The following is a 22,008-nucleotide window of genomic DNA, read 5'->3' on the forward strand; positions in this document are numbered from 1 at the left end:
TGTGTTGCGTCCGATCCGAGCTGTTATTATCGATGATTCGGCTTTTATGAGGAAGATTATTGAAGATATTTTAGCAAGTGATCCTGACATTGAAGTTGTCGCGAAAGGGCGTAATGGGAAAGATGCGGTTGAGCTTGTAGAAAAATTTAAGCCAGATGTGATTACGCTCGATATCGAGATGCCTGTCATGAACGGGTTGGATGCGTTGTCTGTTATTATGAAGACACATCCACTGCCAGTGCTAATGCTCAGCAGTTTGACCAGTCAGGGGGCGACTGAAACGATTCGAGCACTTGAAATGGGGGCTGTCGATTTTATTTCAAAGCCATCTGGTGCAATCTCACTTGATCTTCATAAAGTTGGAGCCGATATAATAAAAAAAGTAAAGGCAGCAGCGCAGGTGAATATAACTCATCTTCGCAAGGGAAGCGAGATGCTATCTCGCATTCATCAGCGCTCCATAGCAAGTAGGAGGGTACAGCAGCTATCTATGTCTGCAACTGATACATCACCAAATGCAAAAACAATGGTAACTCCTGCGGAGGGAGCAAGAAAGACGAGTCTTCCTGTGCAGGGGGGATTGGTCATTTAATTGCAGTAGGTACGTCAACAGGCGGACCTAAGGCGCTTCAAGTTTTTTTGAGTGGACTGCCAGCTAACCTGAACGGTTCTCTTGTTATTGTGCAGCATATGCCAGCTGGATTTACGCGTTCACTGGCCCAGCGTCTGGATTCGTTGTGTGCAATTAGTGTGATGGAAGCGGAAGATAATCAACCGCTTCGCAAGGGCTGTGCTTACATTGCACCGGGTAATTATCACATGGAAGTATGTCAGAAGCGTGACGGGACTTTTTATCTCTCGCTTAATCAAAAAGAGCTACGAGCCGGCCACAGGCCATCGGTTGACGTGCTTTTTGAATCAATATCTCGGCTTTCTTACTCTGCTAAACATGCAATTATTATGACTGGTATGGGAAGTGATGGAACAGCCGGAATTAAGGCGATGAAAGAAACGGGCATTCAGACAGTCATTGCCGAAGACGAGTCAACCTGTATTGTATTTGGAATGCCGCGTGCAGCCATTCAGGCAGGTGTTGTCGATAAAGTTGTACCTTTGCATGAAATTTCAGACCAGCTTGTTCGTTGTTTGAATTGTTAAGGGGGGTGGATGGTTATGGAAATGAATCAATACTTAGATATGTTTATCGAAGAATCAAAAGAGCACATTCAAGCCATCAATGATAACCTGCTTGTGCTAGAGAATGATCCGGAAAGTGTAGATTTGATTAACGAAATTTTTCGTTCAGCACATACACTAAAAGGAATGGCAGCAACAATGGGATTTGAAGACATGGCGGCACTTACGCATGAGATGGAAAATGTGCTTGATCAAGCACGGAACCATAAGCTTGTCATTAATTCTGACATTATGGATGTCATTTTCAAATGTGTAGATTTGCTTGAAACCATGCTGTATTCTATTGCAGGCGGCGGAGATGGTAAAGAAAATGTAAGCCATGTTGTCGCGATGCTACAGGCAATTTTAAGCGGTGATTTCTCTCCGGCAGCAGAAGAGGAAACGTCAGAAGTAGCAGTGGCGGAAGCGGTCTCTGTACCTGAAGCGGATGAACAGCAGAAATTGGGCAACTTAGATGAATATGAACTGACTGTAGTTGAACAGTCACAGCAGACAGGCTTCCAAGCATATTGGATTAAAACTTCAGTTCAAGACAACTGCATTCTGAAAGCGGCACGTGCATATATGGTATATGACAGTCTTGACTCGCTTGGAGAAATTATTAAAACAACACCGAGTGTAGAAGAGATTGAAGAGGAAAAGTTCGAAAAATCCTTTGAGATTGTGCTGCTAACAAAAGAAAATATCGAAAAAGTCGAAAAGACAGTGCTTAACGTCTCGGAGATTGAATCGGTAGAAGTGCTTGTGATTGATCCAAAGAAGTATAAAGAACAACAGAAAACTGTAAAAGCACCAGAAGCTAAACCGATTACTGTACAGTCTGCAGAGGTGAAGGAAGTAGCAGCTAAAGAGGAGAAAGCTGCTCCTGTAAACAAAAAGCCAGCAGCAAGCAAAACGATTCGTGTGGATATTGAACGCCTTGATGTGCTGATGAATCTGTTCAGTGAACTTGTCATTGATCGTGGTCGTCTTGAGCAGTTGGCACGTGAGTCTGGACAGAGTGCGCTTATGGAGACAGTTGAACACATGAGCCGCATTAGTGGAGATTTACAAAGCATTATTCTGACGATGCGTATGGTCCCGGTTGAGCAGGTGTTTAATCGCTTCCCACGTATGGTGCGTGATCTTGCGAAAGATTTAAATAAAAAGATCAATCTGGAGATTATTGGTGCAGAAACAGAACTTGACCGTACTGTTATTGATGAAATTGGAGATCCGCTCGTTCACTTATTACGCAACTCGCTTGACCACGGGGTGGAATCAGCAGAAGCGCGTATTGCGGCAGGAAAGCCAGAGGAAGGACTTGTTCAACTAAAGGCTTACCATGGTGGTAACCATGTCTTTATCGAAGTAAAAGATGATGGTGCCGGGATCAATCGTGAAAAAGTATTAGCGAAATCAATTGAACGCGGTATTGTCACGGAACAAGGTGCTGCTAATCTTTCTAATAAGCAGATTGACGAACTTTTATTCGCTTCTGGTCTGAGTACAGCTGATAAAATTTCAGATGTATCTGGCAGGGGAGTTGGACTGGATGTTGTAAAAACAAAGATTGAATCCCTTGGGGGGGCAGTCGGTATTGATTCCACTCCAGGCGCTGGAACGACATTCTTGATTCAGCTTCCGCTTACACTGTCTATCATTTCAGCAATGCTTGTACAGGTGGAAGATGAAAAGTTTGCTGTACCACTTAGCTCCATTATCGAAACAGCAGTATTCACACCGGATGAAATTATGCATGCTCACCAGCAGGATGTTATTGACTTCCGTGGCCGGATTGTACCGCTTGTATCCTTGAAATCGATTTTCAACATTCCAGATAGTGAAGAGTCGAAGGAAAGTGATATCTCTGTTGTGATTGTACGCAAAGGGGATAAAATGGCTGGTCTTGTTGTCGACTCCTTTATTGGACAACAGGAAATAGTACTGAAATCCTTAGGCAAGTATCTGGTTAATGTGTTTGCCATTTCGGGTGCCACAATTCTTGGCGACGGTCAGGTAGCGCTTATTATTGACTGCAACGCATTAATTAAATAAAGGAGGGTAACAATCGTGTTGGATCATAAAGATATCGTTGAAGAAATCAAAGTGATTGTGTTCCGTCTGAAAGATGAAGAATACGGGGTAGAAGTCAACCAGGTAAAATCAATTGAACGTCTAGAACACATTACACGAGTTCCACGCACCTCCTATTTCGTAAAAGGGGTCATCAATATGCGTGGTATTGTAACCCCGATTGTTGATCTTCGCCGACGCTTCGGTCTTGAAGAAGCAGTATATAATGAGACGACGCGTGTCATCATTGTTGCCGTTGGTGAAATTGAGGTTGGGCTTATTGTTGACTCGGCCAACGATGTCATTGACATCCCGATTAATGCAATCGAACCACCGCCGGAGGTAGTAGGCGGTATCGAGGCAGTATATTTGCGTGGTGTTGCGAAACTTGACCGTCGGTTGCTTATTCTCTTAAACCTTGACAAAGTATTGAATACGGATGAAATTAAACAATTAGAAAATCTTGAGGCATAATATGAAATTTGATCAGTTCGGTGACTTTCAGCTTGATGTGCTGCGTGAAGTTGGAAACATTGGAGCCGGCAACGCAGCCACCGCACTGTCACGGTTAATCTCTAAGGAGATTGACATGAAAGTGCCACAAGTAAAAATAATTGCGTTTGATGAAATTGCAGACTCTGTAGGAGGGAATGAATCACTTGTTGTATGTGTATTTCTGCAGGTGAAAGGTGACATTCCCGGGAATATGTTTTTTATCATTTCTCTTTCTTCTGCTAAAAAGTTGCTTCGTGAACTGATGGGGATTGAGACAGATGATGATGAGTGGTTTGATGAAATGGAATTATCTGCTCTCAATGAGATTGGAAACATTTTAACAGGCTCTTATTTGTCATCTCTTGCGGATTTTACGAGATTGAATATGCAGCCTTCTCCTCCGGCTGTTGCTATTGATATGGCAGGAGCAATCTTGTCATACGGGTTGCTGGAGATCGGTCATGCTGGAGATTTTGCCCTGACAATTGATACTGCATTTTTTGAAGGAAACGAAGAGTTGGAAGGCCACTTCTTCCTGTTGCCGGATCCGGCATCTCTTCCACAATTATTCCGCGCGCTGGGAGTGCCGCTTGAATGAACATTGTAAAAGTTGGAATGGCTGATTTAAATATCACAAAATCTCCAAATCGTATCCGTACTACAGGTTTGGGCTCCTGTGTAGGGGTTGTATTATTCGACAGCCAAAGCAAAATTTCTGGTATGGCACACGTAATGCTTCCTGATTCTTCATTGAGTAAAGGCTTGCTGAATGTTGCTAAGTATGCAGATACGGCTATTCCAAAACTCATTGAAGATATGGAACGAGCTGGAGCAAATGCACGTCGAATTGTTGCCAAAATGGCAGGTGGAGCGCAGATGTTTGCTTTTACCTCCACAAGTGATACGATGCGCATTGGACCTCGCAATGTGGAAGCATGTCGCATAGCGCTTCAAGAAGCAAGAATTCCAATTGTAGCAGAAGATACAGGAGGAAATTGTGGCCGTACAATCGAATTAGATAGCTGTACAGGGATGTTAAACATTCGTACAGTAAATCAAGGTGTAAAGGAAATTTAAAATGCGGACTGGCACATTGAAGTGGAATTTTATATTATCCGGTATCGTAAGCATGCTTACTTTTATATTTTCTTTCATAAATAATCTGATCGTAGAGAGTTTGATTCGATCTTTACTTATTTTTAGTATTTTCTTTTTTGTCATCATGGTTGCTCAGTTTGTAATGCGGTGGACTTTAGGAACAGTTCGTCCGCCGCATGAAGAATCAACTGAAATCGGGCAGCACGTCAACTTTGTGACACCTGAAGAGACATCTATGTCACCTGTGGAAACAGGGAAAGATCAGCAGCGTCGTGCAGAGGGAGATTTTGCGGAGTTTTCTCCGAATAATTTCCCTCGTGTTGCACGCAATGAATCATCAACCCTTGATCCTGAAGAAATTGCACAGGCTCTGCGGGTATTCTCCAATGAATAGAAAGGGGTAACCTACGGTGGCGCGAAAGGCAAAGAAGCAGGTAGATATTGAAAAGTGGAAACGCTGGCGGGAGCAAGGGGATCGCCAGGCTGAACTTGAACTAATTGAGCAGTATTTGCCTCTTGTAAATTATGTGGCAACACGACTTTCTATGGGGCTCCCGGATACAGTAGAAAAAGATGATCTCATCAGTTTTGGTAGATTTGGACTGCTTGATGCATTGAAAAAGTTCGATTACATGCGGGGTCTCCAATTTGAAACATACGGAATGTGGCGGATTCGTGGTTCTATGATTGATGGACTACGTGTAAATGACACGATTCCACGTTCTATTCGTGACAAAGCAAAAAAGATTGAAGAAGCCTATACCATTCTTGAACAGCAGCATTTGCGTGCTGTGACGGATGAAGAGGTAAGTGAATACTTAAATGTATCAACAGCAGAATTGAACCAGACGCTTCTTGATGTGTCTTTTGCCTCCGTTCTTTCGCTGGATGAGCCGATTCAAGATGATGAGGATCATAAACAATCCAGGCAAACAGTCGTTACTGATGAAAACGCTGAAAAGCCGGAAACAGCGCTTCATAAAGAACAGCGAAAACAGATTTTGGCGGAAGCGATTGATAAATTGCCCCCTAAAGAAAGAACAGTAGTTTCGCTTTTCTATTATGAAGAATGCTCTCTTACTGAAATTGCAGAAATTATGGGGTTATCCGCTTCGCGCATTTCGCAGCTTCATTCCAAAGCGATCTTTCGGATGAAAGGTGCATTACAGCGATCAAAAGAATACTTACTAAATGAATAACAGGGAAGAAGAGGGTGAATATGGAGGATTTTGAGAACGAAAAAAAAGAGACGTCGCCCCCGAAAACATTTGCGGATGTAGCCAAAATTCAGATTGCAAAAGATAAGCTTACTGCTGTTATGGAGTTTGATATTGAAGAAGGAATGACTTTCACATATGATGAGGTTGTTTCTGTGCTCGAAAAAAACAAAGTGTACTTCGGTCGGGATGAGGAGTTGCTTCGCAAAGTAGCGGAAAGTCCGCGTAGTTATTCACATGAGAACCTAACAGTTGCGCATGGGAGTGCTCCTGTGCACGGCATAGATGGAAAAATTGAATATATGATCCACTCCTCCGGAAAAACAGGCCCTCAGGAAAAGGAAGACGGAAATGTGGATTATTATAACGTCCTTACTCTTCTTAACGTCTCCAAAGGACAGATGCTCGCCAAGAAAATTCCAGCTACAAAAGGCACACCAGGTAAATCTGTAACGGGTGACGAAATTGTAGCGAAAGATGGAAAAGAAGCACGTTACCAGATCGGGAAAAATGTGCTTCTTGATCAGGAGAAAGTGCATGCGTATGCAGCCATTGATGGGCAGGTTTCCATTACAGATAAAGGGAAGCTAAATGTGCTTTCTGTCTATGAGGTAAAAGGAGATCTTGATTTCAGTGTAGGGAATATTGACTTTGTCGGAAGTGTTGTTGTACGGGGAAATGTGCATCCGGGTTTTACCGTTAAAGCGGGGGGAGATATTCGGATTGCTGGAAGTGTAGAGGGTGCTACACTTGAAGCCAATGGGACAATTGAAATTGCCCAGGGAGTGATTGGTCAGAATAAAGGATATATTAAAGCTGGACATGATGTGAAAGCTGGTTTTATCCAGGATGCGCTTGTAACGGCGGAAAATGACGTGATTATTTCACAGGTTATTATGCACAGTAATGTTAGTGCTGGGCACCAGGTGATTTGTCGGGCTACGAAAGGCTTAATTGTTGGTGGTTCAATTAAAGCAGGCGAAAGTGTACTGGCAAAAATCGTCGGTAACGCAACTAATACACCGACTAGTATAGAGGTTGGGGTAAAGCCGCAGTTGCGTGAAGAATTACAAAATTTAAAAAAAGAAGTAAAAGAACATACAGCTTCCGTGTTGAAGGCTGATCAGGGCCTGCGTTTTCTCGATCAGCTTGCTATGCAAGGGAAGCTTACGGCTGATAAAAAAGCCATGCAGATTAAATTTACGAATTCCAAGTTGTTGTCCGAAAAAAAACTGGCACAGTCTAAAGAGCGCTTGCGTGAAATTGAAGAAATGTTAAGCGGTATGCAAAGCGCACGGGTTGAATGTTCTGGTATTATGTACAGTGGCACAAAGCTTGTATTCGGAAGTACCGTACGATTTATCAAGGAAAACTACAGTCGTTCCGCTTTTTATCTGGGAGAAGATGGCCAAGTGACCTCAACCATTTTGTAGGCAATGGAGGAGAAAAGATGACATTGCGAGCACTTGAACTGCAGATCGCAATTCCACGCATGCAGGATATGGGGAAAATAGCAGAGCAACTCCAGGAACGTCCGCAGCAGGAGCAGGCATCACTAGCTCTTAAACAGCAGGAGGAAGATGAACGAAACAGCTCCCGTACCATTCGGGCTGAGCATGTGGAAGAAGGGACCATTGATCAGCATCAGAAGGAAAAGCAAAATGAACACAAAGGGCATGGAAAAAGCCGTCGAGCTAAAGCATTGAACGATGAGGAGCATGAAGAAAGTCTTCATCCGTATATTGGTCATAAACTCGATATTTCGCTTTAATATATACACATAAAATGAAAGGGAGAAAACGAGGCTTATACATGCCTCGTTTTCTCCTGTATGGTAGGTGGAACAAGTGACAACAGTATGGTTAGCAGGACTGACTGTCGGCCTGTTACTTCTTGCACTATGGATGATCCAGGTGGGAAGACGAACAGTTGAAGGCAACACGGCAGAAGAAGCCCTGGCCACAGTTATGCAGGAATTCGATCAGGAAAATAAGGAGCTGCTTCGTTCCATTACTCAATTGAAACGGGCACATGATATCGAGATGACAGGAATGAAAGCAGAACTTGCTTCGGTACTGGAGAAGATACATATGCTTCAGGGACAGCAGGAAGAACTCATCCAGAAACTTGCCAATCAGCCGGCACATGTTACAGGTCAGGCAGACAGGCTTATGCCTTCTGCACAGCCGATGCTCTACTTAAAAGAAGACTACAGAGAAGTTCCGGCCTTGTATGAGGAAGGGATGTCGCCACACGAAATCGCACGTAAGCTTGGTATTGGTGACGGAGAAGTTGCGATGGTCATTCAGATGCTTAAAAAACAGGGTTTTTTTTCATAAAGTAGTGAGTTGCATTTTTTTAGCACCTATGGTATATTTACTAGCGGTGTAAAAATACACACGTTCTTCAATCCGGGTGACGGTGCTTGAAGCGGGAAAACTGCTGCAAGTTTCAACTGGAGATGCGAAGAACGGAGGCATTACAAAAAACCATTTTAGAGGAGGTGTCGTTGGAGATGGCAGTAATTTCTATGAAACAATTACTCGAAGCAGGTGTGCATTTCGGTCACCAAACACGTCGTTGGAACCCAAAAATGTCCCGCTATATCTTCACCGAACGTAACGGTATTTACATTATCGATCTGCAAAAAACAGTGAAAAAAGTTGACGAAGCTTACAACTTTGTACGCGAAATTGCAGCAAACGGTGGCAAAGTCCTGTTTGTAGGTACAAAAAAACAAGCTCAGGAATCTGTAGCAGAAGAAGCAGCTCGCTGCGGCATGTACTACATTAACCAACGCTGGTTGGGTGGTACACTGACTAACTTCAGCACAATCCAGAAACGTGTATCTCGTCTGCACCAGCTTGAAAAAATGGAAGTAGACGGCACATTCGAACTTCTTCCGAAAAAAGAAGTTATCATTCTCCGTAAAGAGAAAGATCGCCTGGAAAAATTCCTCGGCGGTATCAAGAACATGAAGGGGCTTCCGGATGCGATTTTCGTAATCGATCCACGCAAAGAGCGTATCGCTGTTGCAGAAGCTCGTAAGCTTGGTATCCCGCTCGTAGGTATCGTTGATACAAACTGCGATCCGGATGAAATCGATTATGTAATTCCGGGTAACGATGACGCTATCCGTGCTGTTAAACTATTAACAGGTAAAATGGCAGATGCAATCCTTGAAGCTAACCAAGGTCAAGGTGAAGAAGCTGCACCGGTTGCAACTGTATAGGTTCCACAAGAAAAGTAAGGGTGGGCGGAGGGTATCGTAACCTTTCCCACCCTTTTCTTACAAAAAAAGCACATACAATTCTTAGGAGGATTTTCCCATGGCAATTAGTGCAAGCATGGTAAAAGAACTGCGTGAGCGCACAGGCGCTGGTATGATGGATTGCAAAAAAGCGCTACAAGAAACAGATGGAGATATGGAAAAAGCAATTGACCTTCTCCGTGAAAAAGGGATTGCAAAAGCAGCGAAAAAATCTGATCGTGTTGCAGCAGAAGGTCTGGCTGCAGTTGCAGCAGAAGGCAGTATTGCTTGCATCGTAGAAGTTAACTCCGAAACTGACTTCGTAGCGAAAAACGAAAACTTCCAAAACTTCGTAAAAGAAATCACAGATCACCTTTTAGGTCAGCGTCCGGCTTCTGTTGAAGAAGCAATGGGCCAGGCTTTCAAAGGTGAAGGTGCTGCTCTGCAGGAAGTTCTGAATGAAAAAATCGCAACAATTGGCGAAAACATGAACCTTCGCCGTTTTGAAATTCTTGAAAAACCAGAAGGCAATGTATTCGGTTCTTACATTCACATGGGTGGCCGAATCGCGGTTCTGATCGAGCTTACTGGCGGTAATGAAGAGCTTGCAAGAGACCTAGCAATGCAAGTTGCAGCTGCTCGTCCTACATACGTGAAACGAGAAGAAGTTGACACAACTGAACTCGATCGTGAGCGTGAAGTTCTGACTGCACAGGCGTTGAACGAAGGCAAGCCGGAAAACATCGTACAGAAGATGGTAGAAGGCCGCTTGAACAAATACTACGAAGAAGTTTGCCTTGTTGAGCAAGTATTCGTAAAAGATTCTGACAAGAAAGTGAAAAACCTCTTGAAAGAAAGCAACGCAGATGTTGTTCGTTTCGTACGCTATGAAGTGGGCGAAGGCATTGAGAAAAAAGTGGATAACTTCGTAGAGGAAGTTATGGCACAAACTAAAAAACAATAAGAACGGGAAACCGAAGAAAAATAGGGAACACATTGTGTTCCCTATTTTTAAACCAGGATTAGGATTTTACAGGATTGGAGTTGTTTTTTCATGCCTCTTCCGGCATATAAACGTGTTGTATTAAAATTAAGCGGCGAAGCACTGGCGGGTAATGTCGGGTACGGGATTGACTCAGATGTCATTTCCACCATTTCAAAGCAAATTAGAGAAATCGTAGAACTTGGTGTACAGGTTGCGATTGTAGTCGGAGGCGGTAACATCTGGCGTGGCCTTGCAGGAAGCGCTAAAGGTATTGACCGTACGACAGCAGATTATATGGGGATGCTTGCGACTATTATGAACAGCTTGGCTTTGCAGGATGGCTTAGAGCGTCTGAATGTGCCGACGCGTGTTCAGACATCTATCGAAATGCGCCAGGTAGCCGAACCATACATACGCAGAAAAGCGGTGCGCCATCTTGAGAAAAACCGGGTTGTAATTTTCGCAGCGGGTACGGGAAATCCATATTTCTCTACAGATACAACAGCTGCGCTTCGGGCTGCTGAGATTGAAGCAGAAGTCATTCTTATGGCAAAAAATAAGGTTGACGGTGTATACTCGGCTGATCCAATGGTCGATGCCAATGCAGAGAAATACGAAAAGCTCACATTCCTTGAAGTGCTAAATAAAGGACTCGGTGTTATGGATTCTACAGCATCCAGTCTGTGCATGGACAACGACATCCCGCTTCTTGTATTCTCCATTACGGAAGAAGGCAACATTAAGCGCGCGATTATGGGTGAAAAAATCGGAACGATCGTGAAAGGAGAATAAACATGCCACAGCAAATTATTAAAGAAGCTGAAGAGCGTATGGAAAAAGCGATTGCGGCTTTGAAACGCGAATTAACAACGCTGCGTGCGGGACGTGCAACGCCTGCTCTTCTGGACCGTGTTATGGTTGATTATTATGGATCTCCGGTTCCAGTCAGTCAGGCGGCTAACATTAATACGCCAGAACCACGCTTGATCCTCATTCAGCCGTGGGAAAAAACAATGCTTGGCCCGATTGAAAAAGCGATTTTAAAGTCCGATCTTGGACTGACACCAACAAACGATGGCAGCGTCGTGCGTATTTCGATTCCAGCGCTTACAGAGCAGCGACGTAAAGAACTGGTGAAGCTTGCAAAAAAAGAAGGCGAAGAAGCAAAAGTTGCAGTTCGTAATATTCGTCGTGATGCGAATGACAGCATCAAAAAGCTTGAGAAAAACGGGGATATCACGGAAGATGATATGAAGCATCATCAAGAGCTTGTACAAAAAGCAACGGATAAATATGTGGCACTTGTTGATAAAACCGTAGCGGATAAAGAGAAAGAAGTCATGGAAGTGTAAGACGTATGCCCCCTCCGTAAAGAGGGGGTTTATGACATTTGGTTGCGCGGGGGAACTACGTATGCTTGATAAACTGACCAGGTGGATGCAGAAAAGCGGGGAGAGCACGCTGCCAGAAGGGCTTACGCTTGACCCGGATAACATTCCACAGCATGTGGCCATTATTATGGATGGGAACGGTCGTTGGGCCCGACAGCGTGCGCTGCCTCGTGTCATGGGCCACCGGGCGGGTATGAAAACTGTGAAAGAAATTACAAAAGCTGCGGATGAGATTGGTGTTAAGGTGCTGACTCTGTACGCCTTTTCCACAGAAAACTGGAAGCGTCCCACAGATGAAGTGGAGTTTCTTATGAAGCTTCCACGGGAATTCCTTACAATTGAGCTGGGTGAGTTAATCGAGCGCAACGTACAGGTGCGAATGATGGGAGACCAAACGAAGCTCCCGTCGCATACCCTTCAGGCTATCATAGAGGCACAGGAAAAAACAAAAACGAATACAGGGCTCATTTTGAATTTTGCGCTGAACTACGGAAGTCGCGCCGAAATGCTTGGTGCGGTGCGGCACATTGCAGAAGATGTACGGAATGGTACCCTAGCAGAAGCAGATGTTACGGAGGATGTGTTCAGTTCATATCTGGAAACAGCAGGACTACCTGATCCGGATATGCTGATTCGTACGAGCGGGGAGTTGCGATTGAGTAATTTTCTGCTGTGGCAGCTTGCGTACAGCGAGTTTATTTTTCATGATGGCTTCTGGCCGGATTTTTCGCAGCAGGACTTTTATAATGCGATTGGGGAATACCAGCGGCGCAGTAGGCGATATGGAGCGCTGTAACAACAATAGAGGTGGAGTGCTTGAAAACTCGTATTATAACGGGAATTGTAGGGGCGGCCGGGTTTCTTCTGCTTTTGTATTTGGGAAGTGTCTGGTATACGGCCCTTGTTTTTTTTCTGGCAACACTGGCTTATTTTGAATTGATGCGTATGAAGCAGATTGCGATTACTGATGTGCACGGAATCATGGGGCTCTTCTTCACATGGCTGATTGTGCTGCCAGGTTGGATGTGGAACGGAGACTTGCTCCGGACAGATTACTTGTTTTTATTTGTGCTGCTGTTGCTTTTTTTAACGGTGGCTTCTAAAAACCGCATTGAATATCCAGATGTCGCTTATGTGCTGTTGGGATGTTTGTATGTTGGATTTGGTTTTCATTACATAAACGTGACTCGGATCGAAAACGGTCTGGCTGTGACGCTGGCTGTGCTGTTTAGTATATGGGCGACAGATTCCGGCGCGTATTTTGTAGGGAAAGCAGTTGGGAAAACAAAGCTATGGCCGGCGATTAGCCCGAATAAAACAGTGGAAGGATCAATGGGCGGCATTGTACTTGCGATGCTGGTCATGGTGTTGTTCGCTGTTGGTGGGGTAGTTACGCTGATGCAGGCACTTTTGATGGGGGGAGTGATTGCGATCAGCGGGCAGATCGGTGACTTGATTGAATCGGCTGTTAAGCGTACATTTAATGTGAAAGATTCCGGTACGTTTCTTCCGGGACATGGTGGGGTACTTGACCGCTGTGACAGTTGGATTATTGTATTCCCTGTTCTGCATGTACTCCATTTATTATAAAATGAAAGAAGAGGAACCATGAAGAAACTAGCTATTCTCGGTTCAACTGGATCAATCGGAACGCAGACATTGGATGTAGTGCGCCAGCATCCTGATGAATTCGCGGTCACAGCACTTGCGGCGGGACGCAATGTTGCTCTCCTAGCTGAGCAGGCATGTGAATTTGTGCCGAAACTCGTATCAGTACAGACGAAAGAGCTGGCAGAACAGCTGCGTGGTCGTATTCCGGACTCCGTTCGCATCTTGTGGGGGGACGAGGGTGCATTAGACGTTGCCACGCATGCGGAGGCTTCGTTTCTTGTTGCTGCTATGGTGGGAAGCGCAGGGCTTGCGCCGACGCTAGCGGCGATTGAAGCCGGCAAGACAATCGGACTGGCCAACAAGGAAACGCTTGTGACAGCTGGGCATCTGGTGACCGATCTTGTGCGAAAACACGGCGTTCCGCTGCTCCCGATTGATAGCGAGCATTCGGCGATTTTCCAATGCTTGCAGGGAGAACGGGTGGAGCAGGTTCGCCGCTTGATTCTGACCGCATCGGGCGGCTCGTTCCGTGATAAAACACGGGATGAACTGGCAGGTGTCACAGTGGAAGCAGCTCTTTCTCATCCGAACTGGAGTATGGGGGCTAAAATTACGATTGATTCGGCAACAATGATGAACAAAGGGCTGGAAATCATTGAGGCGCACTGGCTATTCGGGGTGCCGTACGACAAAATTGAAACGGTGCTGCATAAAGAAAGCATCATTCACTCCATGGTAGAGTTTACAGACCGTGCAGTGATGGCGCAGCTTGGAACGCCAGACATGCGCATTCCGATTCAATATGCACTTACGTACCCGGATCGACTTCCGCTTGAATCAGAGCCGCTTGATTTGATCAAGATGGGTACACTGCATTTTGCCGCCCCGGATTTTGAGCGGTATCCGTGTCTTGGGTTTGCTTATGAGGCGGGAAGAAAAGGTGGGACAATGCCGGCCGTGCTAAATGCGGCGAATGAAGTGGCTGTTTCTCGCTTCCTTGCGGGAGAGATTCCATTTCTAGCGATTGAAGACATTATCGCTTCTGTCATGGCGAAGCATCAGGCAATTGCTGCTCCAAGTCTGGATGAGATTGTAGCGACGGATGCGTGGGCACGCCGTGCGGCAGAACAGGAGTAGTGGCCTAATGAAGGCCAAACAACCAGGAAAGGTGGAACCCCGTTGATAAAGGTTTTAGCCATTGTTCTTGTGTTTGGATTGCTAGTGTTTATTCATGAACTTGGCCATTTGTTGCTTGCGAAGCGGGCCGGTATTTTGTGTCGAGAGTTCGCGATTGGAATGGGGCCAAAAGTTTTCTCCTTTGTGCGTGGAGAGACGCGCTACACGCTTCGTCTGCTGCCGATTGGTGGTTTTGTACGCATGGCCGGGGAAGATCCGGAAGTAATCGAGATTCAGCGCGGTCAGGATGTTGGGCTTGAATTTGACCAGGATGGTCTTGTGACACGTATTGTTCTGACGGATATCCTTCATCATCCGCATGCCACGATTGTGACGGTGGAGGAAACCGATCTCGAACATAATCTGTTTATTCGTGGTACAGAAGACGGAGAGCCCGTGCGCTATGCTTTGCATCCACAGGCGAAAATTTTGCACAAAAATGAAGAAACACAGATTGCGCCATATGATCGCCAATTCGGAGGCAAAACAGTCGGACAGCGGGCAGCAGCGATTTTTGCTGGGCCGATGGCGAATTTCCTGCTGGCATTTGTATTGCTGACAGGTCTTGGTCTGGCGTACGGTATTCCGGCAAATGATCCTGTCATGGGTCGGATGATTCCGGGGCAGGCTGCACAAAAAGCTGGGCTGCAACAAGGCGATAAAGTCATCTCGATTGACGGAAAAGCAACTCATACATGGAAAGACATTGTACAGGTTGTAAGTGCGTCACCGAACAAAAAGCTGAATTTTGTCATTGAGCGTGACGGCGGACAGTTCGCCCTGCCGGTAACCCCGGGTACCGATGGGAAAGTTGGCAAAATCGGCGTATATGCACCTACATCCAAGTCAGTCATTGGAGCAGCCAAGTACGGGGCTGTCACGACGTACGAATTTTCGAAGTTGATTTATACGATGCTTGGTCAGTTATTTACCGGCCAGGTACCGGTTCAGGAGCTGTCCGGCCCGGTCGGCATCTTTAAGTACACCGGAGATGCGGCCGAGAAAGGCCTGATGATTCTCATCCAGTGGGCGGCAGCACTCAGTGTGAACCTTGGAATTATGAACCTGCTTCCGCTGCCAGCGCTTGACGGTGGACGCCTTGTATTTATCGGGATTGAAGCGGTACGTGGACGCCCGATTGATCCAAGGAAGGAAGGTATGGTGCATTTTCTTGGTTTTGCATTTTTAATGGTATTAATTCTTGTCGTGACATGGAACGACATTCAGCGTTTTTTTAGTTAAAGAAGCAAGGGAAGTCGAGTCTGGAGGTCGAATGAGTTGAAACAGTCTACATTATTACTCCCAACGCTGCGGGAAGTGCCGGCAGAAGCGGAAATCATCAGTCACAAACTGATGGTACGTGCCGGCCTACTCCGCCAGCTTGTATCCGGCGTATATACATACTTGCCGCTCGGATACCGCGTGCTACGCAATGTGCAGCGAATTGTACGTGAAGAGATGGACCGCGCCGGTGCGCAGGAAATCTCGATGCCAGCGATTCAGCCGGCTGAATTGTGGAAGGAAACTGGACGATGGGAAGCATACGGTCCGGAATTGATGCGGTTGAAAGATCGTCATGATCGTGACTTTGTACTCGGGCCAACACACGAAGAAGTTGTGACAAGCCTCGTGCGTGACAACTTGAATTCGTATAAGAAGCTACCGATCAATCTGTATCAGATTCAGACGAAATACCGCGATGAAGTACGCCCGCGTTTTGGCGTGATTCGCTCCCGTGAATTCGTGATGAAAGATGCGTACAGTTTCGATACAAGCCGAGAAGGACTGGATGCAAGCTATGACAGCATGTACGGGGCATACTCTCGTATCTTTACACGTGCGGGTTTGAATTTCCGTCCGGTTGAAGCAGATGCCGGTGCCATTGGCGGTAAGGGCACGCATGAATTCATGGCGCTGTCAGAGATCGGGGAAGATACAATTGCGTATTGCACATCGTGCGATTATGCGGCGAACCTTGAAAAAGCGGAAGTGGTATATAAGCAGGAGGATCGCGTAGCATCAGCAGGCGAACTGGAAAAAGTACCGACACCAGATGTAAAAACGATCGAGCAGTTAATGAACCATTTCAATTTCGAAGCGCGCAGTTTCATTAAAGCCCTGGTGTTCAAAGCGGATGATCGTTTTGTGATTGGGCTTGTGCGCGGTGATCACGAATTGAACGATGTGAAGCTGAAAAATATTGTGGATGCGAATGTACTGGAAATGGCGTCGGAAGCAGAACTTGCACAGCTCGGTCTACCGCTCGGATTCATCGGACCGTTCAACCTGCCAGATGAGATCGAAGTATATGCTGACTCGCTCGTACAGGATATGATCGATGTAATTGCGGGTGCAAATGAAGTGGATATGCATTACCGTAATGTCGTGCCGGGTCGTGACTTTAACGTGAAAGCATATGCGGATCTTCGTAATGTAGTAGAAGGCGATGAGTGCCCGCGCTGCGGCGGACATATCGCATTTGCACGTGGGATCGAGGTTGGTCATGTCTTTAAACTGGGCACACGCTACAGCGAAAAGATGGGCGCGAAGTTCCTTGATGTGAATGGGAAAGAGCAGCTGATGGTTATGGGGTGCTATGGAATTGGCGTCTCCCGTACAGCAGCTGCGTGTGTGGAGCAGAATAATGACGAGAATGGCATCATCTGGCCGTGGGAGATGGCGCCGTTCCACGTTCATGTTGTGCCGGTTAATGTAAAGAATGAGGAGCAAAAGCAGCTGGCTGAAGACATTTATAGCAAGCTGTGTGAAGCTGGTTATGATGTACTGCTCGATGATCGGGCAGAACGTGCTGGCGTGAAGTTTAAAGATGCGGATCTGATCGGTCTACCAATCCGGATTACGGTTGGTGCCAAAGCGGGCGAGGGTATTGTCGAATGCAAACTGCGCCGTAGTGGAGAAGGTCAGGATATTCATATGGACGAGCTGTTGGCGCACGTTGCACAACTTGCAGGCGAACTGCAGGCATAAAGGCAGCCACAGGCATCAGGTGCGCAGGTACCCCGAGTTGGGTGCCTGCGTTTACTTTTTACGGGAGGGGTGGATAAGTATGGCGACAACGAACAAATCTGTCCAGCGCGAGCGATTCAACATGTTGCTCACTCAGCTGGCGATTCCACCTGAATTTGTTGATCAATATTTTTCTGGCGGGCTGCTGGAGAAAGTGGACGTGTATCGCAAGGAGAAAAAATGGCACTTTTCATTTCGGCTTCCAGCCTGGCTTCCGGTGAATGTGTATCAGGCGTTCCAGACGAAGCTCACCCAGACGTTTCAAGACATTGCAACGATAGATTGCAGTCTTCGCTATGAGGAGCCGGTGCTGCTGCCTGAGTTTGTCGGGGAATACTGGAAGGTGCTAGTGGACCGAATTGCCCCGCACATTAATTCGACGGCTGCGCATTTGTATACGGCTCCACATGAAGTGCGCGATCAGATGATTCAGATTGGTGCACCGAACGAAGTCATATTGGAGAGAATGAAGCAGCGTCGGGTGGAAGACTGGCTTTCTGGCGCAGTCGAGCAAATAAGTGGCATTCGTCCGTCTGTAGGCTATCATATTGTACAAAACGAGGAGACGCATCAGCAATTCGTCGAGCAACGAGAAGAAGAAGACCGTTCTCGTGCACTCGAAGCGCTCCTTGAGAAGCAGAAGGAAAAAGATCAGCTCCAGACAGCAGAAACATCCGTGGCAGCTTCCAACGAAATGCTACAGCTTGGCTACGAAATTAAAGATGATCCGGTACCGATTAGTGAAATTACAGAGGAACAGGGTCGGACGTGCATTCAGGGTCTTATATTCGGATTAGATATACGGGAGCTGCGCAGCGGGCGTACGCTTTGTACGTTTAACATAACCGACTATACAGACTCACTTCAGGTAAAGATGTTTGCGGGAGATAAAGAAGATGTACCAAAGCTGAATCTCTTAAAGAACGGCATGTGGATTCGCGTTCGGGGGCCGGTACAGGAAGATACGTATGCGCGTGAGCTTGTCATGACCGCCCGTGATTTGAAACAGGTTAAGCCTGCGGCATCCCGCATGGATACGGCGGAAGAGAAGCGAGTAGAATTCCATGCGCATACGAATATGAGTGCGATGGATGGCATCGCGTCTGCTGACCGCATTGTGAAGCAGGCAGCAGAGTGGGGACATAAGGCGATTGCGATTACAGATCATGCAGTAGCTCAGGCTTTCCCGGAAGCTTTCTCATCCGGGAAGAAGCATGGGATCAAAGTGCTGTACGGCATCGAAGCGAATGTCGTACCAGATACAGCTGTGATTGTGCACCAACCACAGGAGCGTGAGCTGGCGGATGATACGTATGTTGTATTTGACGTAGAGACAACCGGCTTGTCTGTTGTTAATAATACGATCATTGAGCTTGCCGGTGTGAAGATGAAGAATGGGGAAATTATCGATCGTTACGAGACGTTTGTCAATCCGCATGAGCCGATTCCTCTGAACATTCAGCAGCTCACGAACATTACAGATGACATGGTGAAGGATGCACCGGAACTTGATCAGGCGATTCGGGAGTTTGTTGAATTTGTTGGAGATGCTGTGTTAGTTGCCCATAATGCAAAGTTTGATATGGGTTTCCTGCAGGCCAGCTGCAAGCAGGTGGGGCTTCCGCCTGTGAACAATCCGTTCCTGGATACGCTGGAACTTGCGCGTTTCCTGTATCCGACGATGCGCAATCACCGTTTGAATACACTTGCAGATAAGTTTAACGTTAGCCTCGAAAGCCACCACCGGGCTGTAGATGACTCGGAAGCGACTGGATATGTGTTTTTTGTGCTGCTTAAAGAAGTGTTAGAACGAAGCATTACGAATCTGGCAGACTTGAACAATCATGTTGGGCTTGATCTGCACAATTCTCGCCCGTTTCATTGCAATATTTATGCGCTGAATGAAGTCGGAAAGAAAAATTTGTACAAAATCATCTCGCTGTCCCATACCGAGTTTTTGTATAAAACACCACGCATTCCACGGGCGAAGATCAATCAGTATCGGGACGGGCTGCTCGTTGTTTCAGGGTGCGAGAAAGGCGAGCTGTTTGAAGCGGTGCTGAATAAAAGTCCGGAAGAAGCGGAAAAAGTGGCGCAGTTTTATGATGTGCTGGAAATTCAGCCGATTGAAATGAATCGCCATTTGATTATGAAGCAGCTGGTTGCCAATGAAGCGGCACTGATGGATGCCAATCGCCGCATTGTCGAGCTGGGAGAAAAGCTTGAGAAGCCAGTCATTGCGACCGGGAATGTTCACTATGTTCATCCACTTGAGAAGGACTATCGTGAGATTCTGATTAACGGGATTACCGGATTTAGTCCGCTAAAAGAGCAATACAAGCCGGACGCGCATTTCCGCACGACGAATGAAATGCTCGAAGAGTTCATGTACCTGGGGGAAGAAAAAGCGCGAGAAGTCGTCATTACAAATCCGAATGCGATCGTGGACCGCTTCGAAGAGCTGCAAATCATTCCAAAAGATTTGTACACGCCGAAGATCGAAGGGGCCGATGAGGAAATTCGGTCGATGAGCTATAACAAAGCACGTGAGCTGTACGGAGAGGAAATACCGGAGATTGTAGAGAAGCGGCTCGAAAAAGAGCTGAACAGCATCATTACTCACGGATTTGCGGTTATTTATCTGATCTCACACAAGCTTGTAAAAAAATCAATTGATGACGGTTATCTCGTCGGAAGCCGGGGGTCTGTTGGGTCTTCATTCGTAGCGACGATGACGGAGATTACGGAAGTAAATCCACTGCCGCCACATTATCGCTGCCCGAGTTGTAAGCATAATGAATGGTTCCTTAAAGGGGAGTATGGCTCTGGTTTTGATCTGCCACCAAAAACCTGTCCAGAATGCGGAACTGCTATGCTCGGCGATGGGCACGATATCCCATTCGAAACATTCCTCGGATTTAAGGGAGATAAAGTTCCCGATATTGATTTGAATTTCTCCGGGGAATATCAGCCGCAGGCGCATAACTATACGAAAGTGCTGTTTGGCGAGGAATATGTATACCGTGCGGGAACGATTGGTACAGTTGCCGAGAAAACAGCATACGGTTTTGTGCGGAAATATGCAGAGGAAAAAGGGCGACAATGGCGAAATGCTGAGATGGGACGCTTAGCCGCTGGTTGTACCGGCGTTAAGCGGACGACGGGTCAGCATCCAGGGGGCATCATCGTCGTACCTGACTATATGGAAATTTACGACTTCTGTCCGATTCAGTTCCCGGCGGATGATCGTGATGCCGAGTGGAAGACGACGCACTACGACTTCCATTCCATTCATGATAATCTCTTAAAACTTGATATTCTCGGTCACGATGACCCGACCGTTATCCGCATGCTGCAAGATTTAACGGGACTTGATCCAAAAAACATTCCGGTTGGAGATCCGGAAGTGATGAAAATTTTTAGCAGCACCGAAGTGTTAGGCATTACACCGGAGCAGATTGACAGTAAAATCGGTACGCTTGGTATTCCGGAGTTCGGGACGAAATTCGTCCGTCAGATGCTTGAGGATACTCGCCCATCGACGTTTGCTGAGTTGGTGCAAATCTCAGGTTTGTCACATGGTACGGACGTGTGGCTTAATAATGCACAAGAGCTTATTCGCAATGGCACGTGTACACTGAAAGACGTAATTGGCTGTCGGGATGACATCATGGTGTATTTAATGTATAAGGGGCTTGAGCCATCATATGCATTTAAGATTATGGAATCCGTGCGGAAAGGGAAAGGTCTTACGCCGGAGATGGAAGAAGAGATGAAGAACAACAACGTACCGGACTGGTATATCTGGTCGTGCAAGCAGATCAAGTACATGTTCCCAAAGGCGCACGCCACTGCGTACGTTCTGATGGCAGTACGAATTGCGTATTTTAAAGTGTATTATCCGATTCATTTTTATGCGACATACTTTACGGTTCGTGCCGATGATTTTGATGTGGAGCTTGCTGCGCAGGGAGCAGAAGCGATTCGCGCCCGCATGAAAGAAATCGCCGAAAAAGGCAATGACGCACAGCCGAAAGAAAAGACGCTATACACAGTGCTTGAGATGTGCCTCGAGATGTGTGAACGCGGCTTCAAGTTCAAAAACATTGACTTGTACCGCTCTCATGCGAGCCAGTTTATCATTGACGGAGACAGTCTAATCCCGCCGTTCAATGCACTTGCCGGTGTTGGCACGAGTGCCGCGATTAATATTGTGAACGCACGTGAGAACGGAGAGTTTCTTTCTGTGGAAGATCTCCAGCAGCGGGCACGTTGCTCCCGTTCAGTGATTGAGCTATTGCAGCAGCAGGGTTGCTTAAGCAATTTGCCGGAGACAAATCAGCTGTCTTTGTTCTAGTTAGAAATGGAAGCTTTGGCAGAGCGGTTGCCTGGGGCAATCGCATATGCTATAATATTTTTTGGTAATACTAAGGATACGTATTCAAACGACGCAAAGAGTGGGGCAACCCACTCTTTCGTTTTAGCTAACATACTAGGAGGTTTGTT

21 protein-coding genes are annotated in these 22,008 nt (G+C 46.4%); all 21 read left to right on the forward strand.

Annotated features, from left to right (window positions below):
- Position 1: 1 nt before the first annotated feature.
- The 21 genes from CB4_RS21505 (at position 2) to CB4_RS09305 (ending at position 21,859) form a co-directional block, all read left to right on the forward strand.
- Positions 2-592: a response regulator gene (locus CB4_RS21505; RefSeq protein WP_231956202.1), complete on the forward strand. Its 591-nt coding sequence runs from the start codon at positions 2-4 to the stop codon at positions 590-592.
- A gap of 47 nt (positions 593-639) precedes the next feature.
- On the forward strand, positions 640-1,158 hold the full coding sequence (locus tag CB4_RS21510) for a CheB methylesterase domain-containing protein (protein ID WP_231956203.1): 519 nt from the start codon (positions 640-642) through the stop codon (positions 1,156-1,158).
- 15 nt (positions 1,159-1,173) lie between these two features.
- Entirely contained in the window at positions 1,174-3,234 is a 2,061-nt protein-coding gene (locus CB4_RS09215) for a chemotaxis protein CheA (protein WP_096465224.1), read from the forward strand.
- 15 nt (positions 3,235-3,249) lie between these two features.
- Positions 3,250-3,726, forward strand: coding sequence for a chemotaxis protein CheW (locus CB4_RS09220; protein ID WP_096465226.1), 477 nt, complete (start codon positions 3,250-3,252; stop codon positions 3,724-3,726).
- Position 3,727: 1 nt separating this feature from the next.
- Positions 3,728-4,345 carry a chemotaxis protein CheC gene (locus CB4_RS09225; RefSeq protein WP_096465228.1) on the forward strand — a complete coding sequence of 206 codons (618 nt, stop codon included), beginning with the start codon at positions 3,728-3,730 and terminating at the stop codon, positions 4,343-4,345.
- The gene (locus CB4_RS09230; RefSeq protein WP_096465230.1) at positions 4,342-4,824 is read left to right on the forward strand and encodes a chemotaxis protein CheD; all 483 of its coding nucleotides are present in this window, start codon (positions 4,342-4,344) and stop codon (positions 4,822-4,824) included. The genes CB4_RS09225 and CB4_RS09230 overlap by 4 nt, the downstream gene beginning before the upstream one ends.
- A gap of 145 nt (positions 4,825-4,969) precedes the next feature.
- Complete coding sequence (locus CB4_RS09235) at positions 4,970-5,239, forward strand: hypothetical protein (protein ID WP_231956204.1); 270 nt, start codon at positions 4,970-4,972, stop codon at positions 5,237-5,239.
- 16 nt (positions 5,240-5,255) lie between these two features.
- Positions 5,256-6,044 (forward strand): FliA/WhiG family RNA polymerase sigma factor, encoded by a 789-nt coding sequence (locus CB4_RS09240; protein ID WP_096465234.1) that lies wholly within the window; start codon positions 5,256-5,258, stop codon positions 6,042-6,044.
- Positions 6,045-6,064: 20 nt separating this feature from the next.
- Positions 6,065-7,495 carry a flagellar assembly protein A gene (locus CB4_RS09245; RefSeq protein ID WP_096465236.1) on the forward strand — a complete coding sequence of 477 codons (1,431 nt, stop codon included), beginning with the start codon at positions 6,065-6,067 and terminating at the stop codon, positions 7,493-7,495.
- Positions 7,496-7,512: 17 nt separating this feature from the next.
- On the forward strand, positions 7,513-7,833 hold the full coding sequence (locus CB4_RS09250; RefSeq protein ID WP_096465238.1) for a hypothetical protein: 321 nt from the start codon (positions 7,513-7,515) through the stop codon (positions 7,831-7,833).
- Positions 7,834-7,909: 76 nt separating this feature from the next.
- Positions 7,910-8,401, forward strand: a complete 492-nt coding sequence (locus CB4_RS09255) for a DUF6115 domain-containing protein (protein ID WP_096465240.1) — start codon at positions 7,910-7,912, stop codon at positions 8,399-8,401.
- Positions 8,402-8,577: 176 nt separating this feature from the next.
- The gene (gene rpsB, locus CB4_RS09260; protein ID WP_096465242.1) at positions 8,578-9,294 is read left to right on the forward strand and encodes a 30S ribosomal protein S2; all 717 of its coding nucleotides are present in this window, start codon (positions 8,578-8,580) and stop codon (positions 9,292-9,294) included.
- Positions 9,295-9,391: 97 nt separating this feature from the next.
- On the forward strand, positions 9,392-10,276 hold the full coding sequence (gene tsf / locus CB4_RS09265; protein WP_096465244.1) for a translation elongation factor Ts: 885 nt from the start codon (positions 9,392-9,394) through the stop codon (positions 10,274-10,276).
- A 90-nt stretch (positions 10,277-10,366) separates the two neighbouring features.
- A complete protein-coding gene (gene pyrH, locus CB4_RS09270) occupies positions 10,367-11,089 on the forward strand; it encodes a UMP kinase (RefSeq protein ID WP_096465246.1) in 723 nt (240 codons plus the stop codon).
- A 2-nt stretch (positions 11,090-11,091) separates the two neighbouring features.
- Positions 11,092-11,649 (forward strand): ribosome recycling factor, encoded by a 558-nt coding sequence (gene frr / locus CB4_RS09275; RefSeq protein WP_096465248.1) that lies wholly within the window; start codon positions 11,092-11,094, stop codon positions 11,647-11,649.
- 61 nt (positions 11,650-11,710) lie between these two features.
- Entirely contained in the window at positions 11,711-12,484 is a 774-nt protein-coding gene (locus tag CB4_RS09280; protein ID WP_096467694.1) for an undecaprenyl pyrophosphate synthase, read from the forward strand.
- Positions 12,485-12,495: 11 nt separating this feature from the next.
- Positions 12,496-13,278 (forward strand): phosphatidate cytidylyltransferase, encoded by a 783-nt coding sequence (locus CB4_RS09285; RefSeq protein ID WP_231956205.1) that lies wholly within the window; start codon positions 12,496-12,498, stop codon positions 13,276-13,278.
- 18 nt (positions 13,279-13,296) lie between these two features.
- Positions 13,297-14,436 (forward strand): 1-deoxy-D-xylulose-5-phosphate reductoisomerase, encoded by a 1,140-nt coding sequence (locus CB4_RS09290; protein WP_096465252.1) that lies wholly within the window; start codon positions 13,297-13,299, stop codon positions 14,434-14,436.
- 42 nt (positions 14,437-14,478) lie between these two features.
- Complete coding sequence (rseP, locus tag CB4_RS09295; protein ID WP_096465254.1) at positions 14,479-15,717, forward strand: RIP metalloprotease RseP; 1,239 nt, start codon at positions 14,479-14,481, stop codon at positions 15,715-15,717.
- 36 nt (positions 15,718-15,753) lie between these two features.
- The gene (locus CB4_RS09300) at positions 15,754-17,463 is read left to right on the forward strand and encodes a proline--tRNA ligase (protein ID WP_096465257.1); all 1,710 of its coding nucleotides are present in this window, start codon (positions 15,754-15,756) and stop codon (positions 17,461-17,463) included.
- A 79-nt stretch (positions 17,464-17,542) separates the two neighbouring features.
- Positions 17,543-21,859: a PolC-type DNA polymerase III gene (locus tag CB4_RS09305; RefSeq protein WP_096465259.1), complete on the forward strand. Its 4,317-nt coding sequence runs from the start codon at positions 17,543-17,545 to the stop codon at positions 21,857-21,859.
- Positions 21,860-22,008 lie beyond the last annotated feature (149 nt).

It is taken from the genome of Aneurinibacillus soli (assembly GCF_002355375.1).
GTDB lineage: Bacteria > Bacillota > Bacilli > Aneurinibacillales > Aneurinibacillaceae > Aneurinibacillus > Aneurinibacillus soli.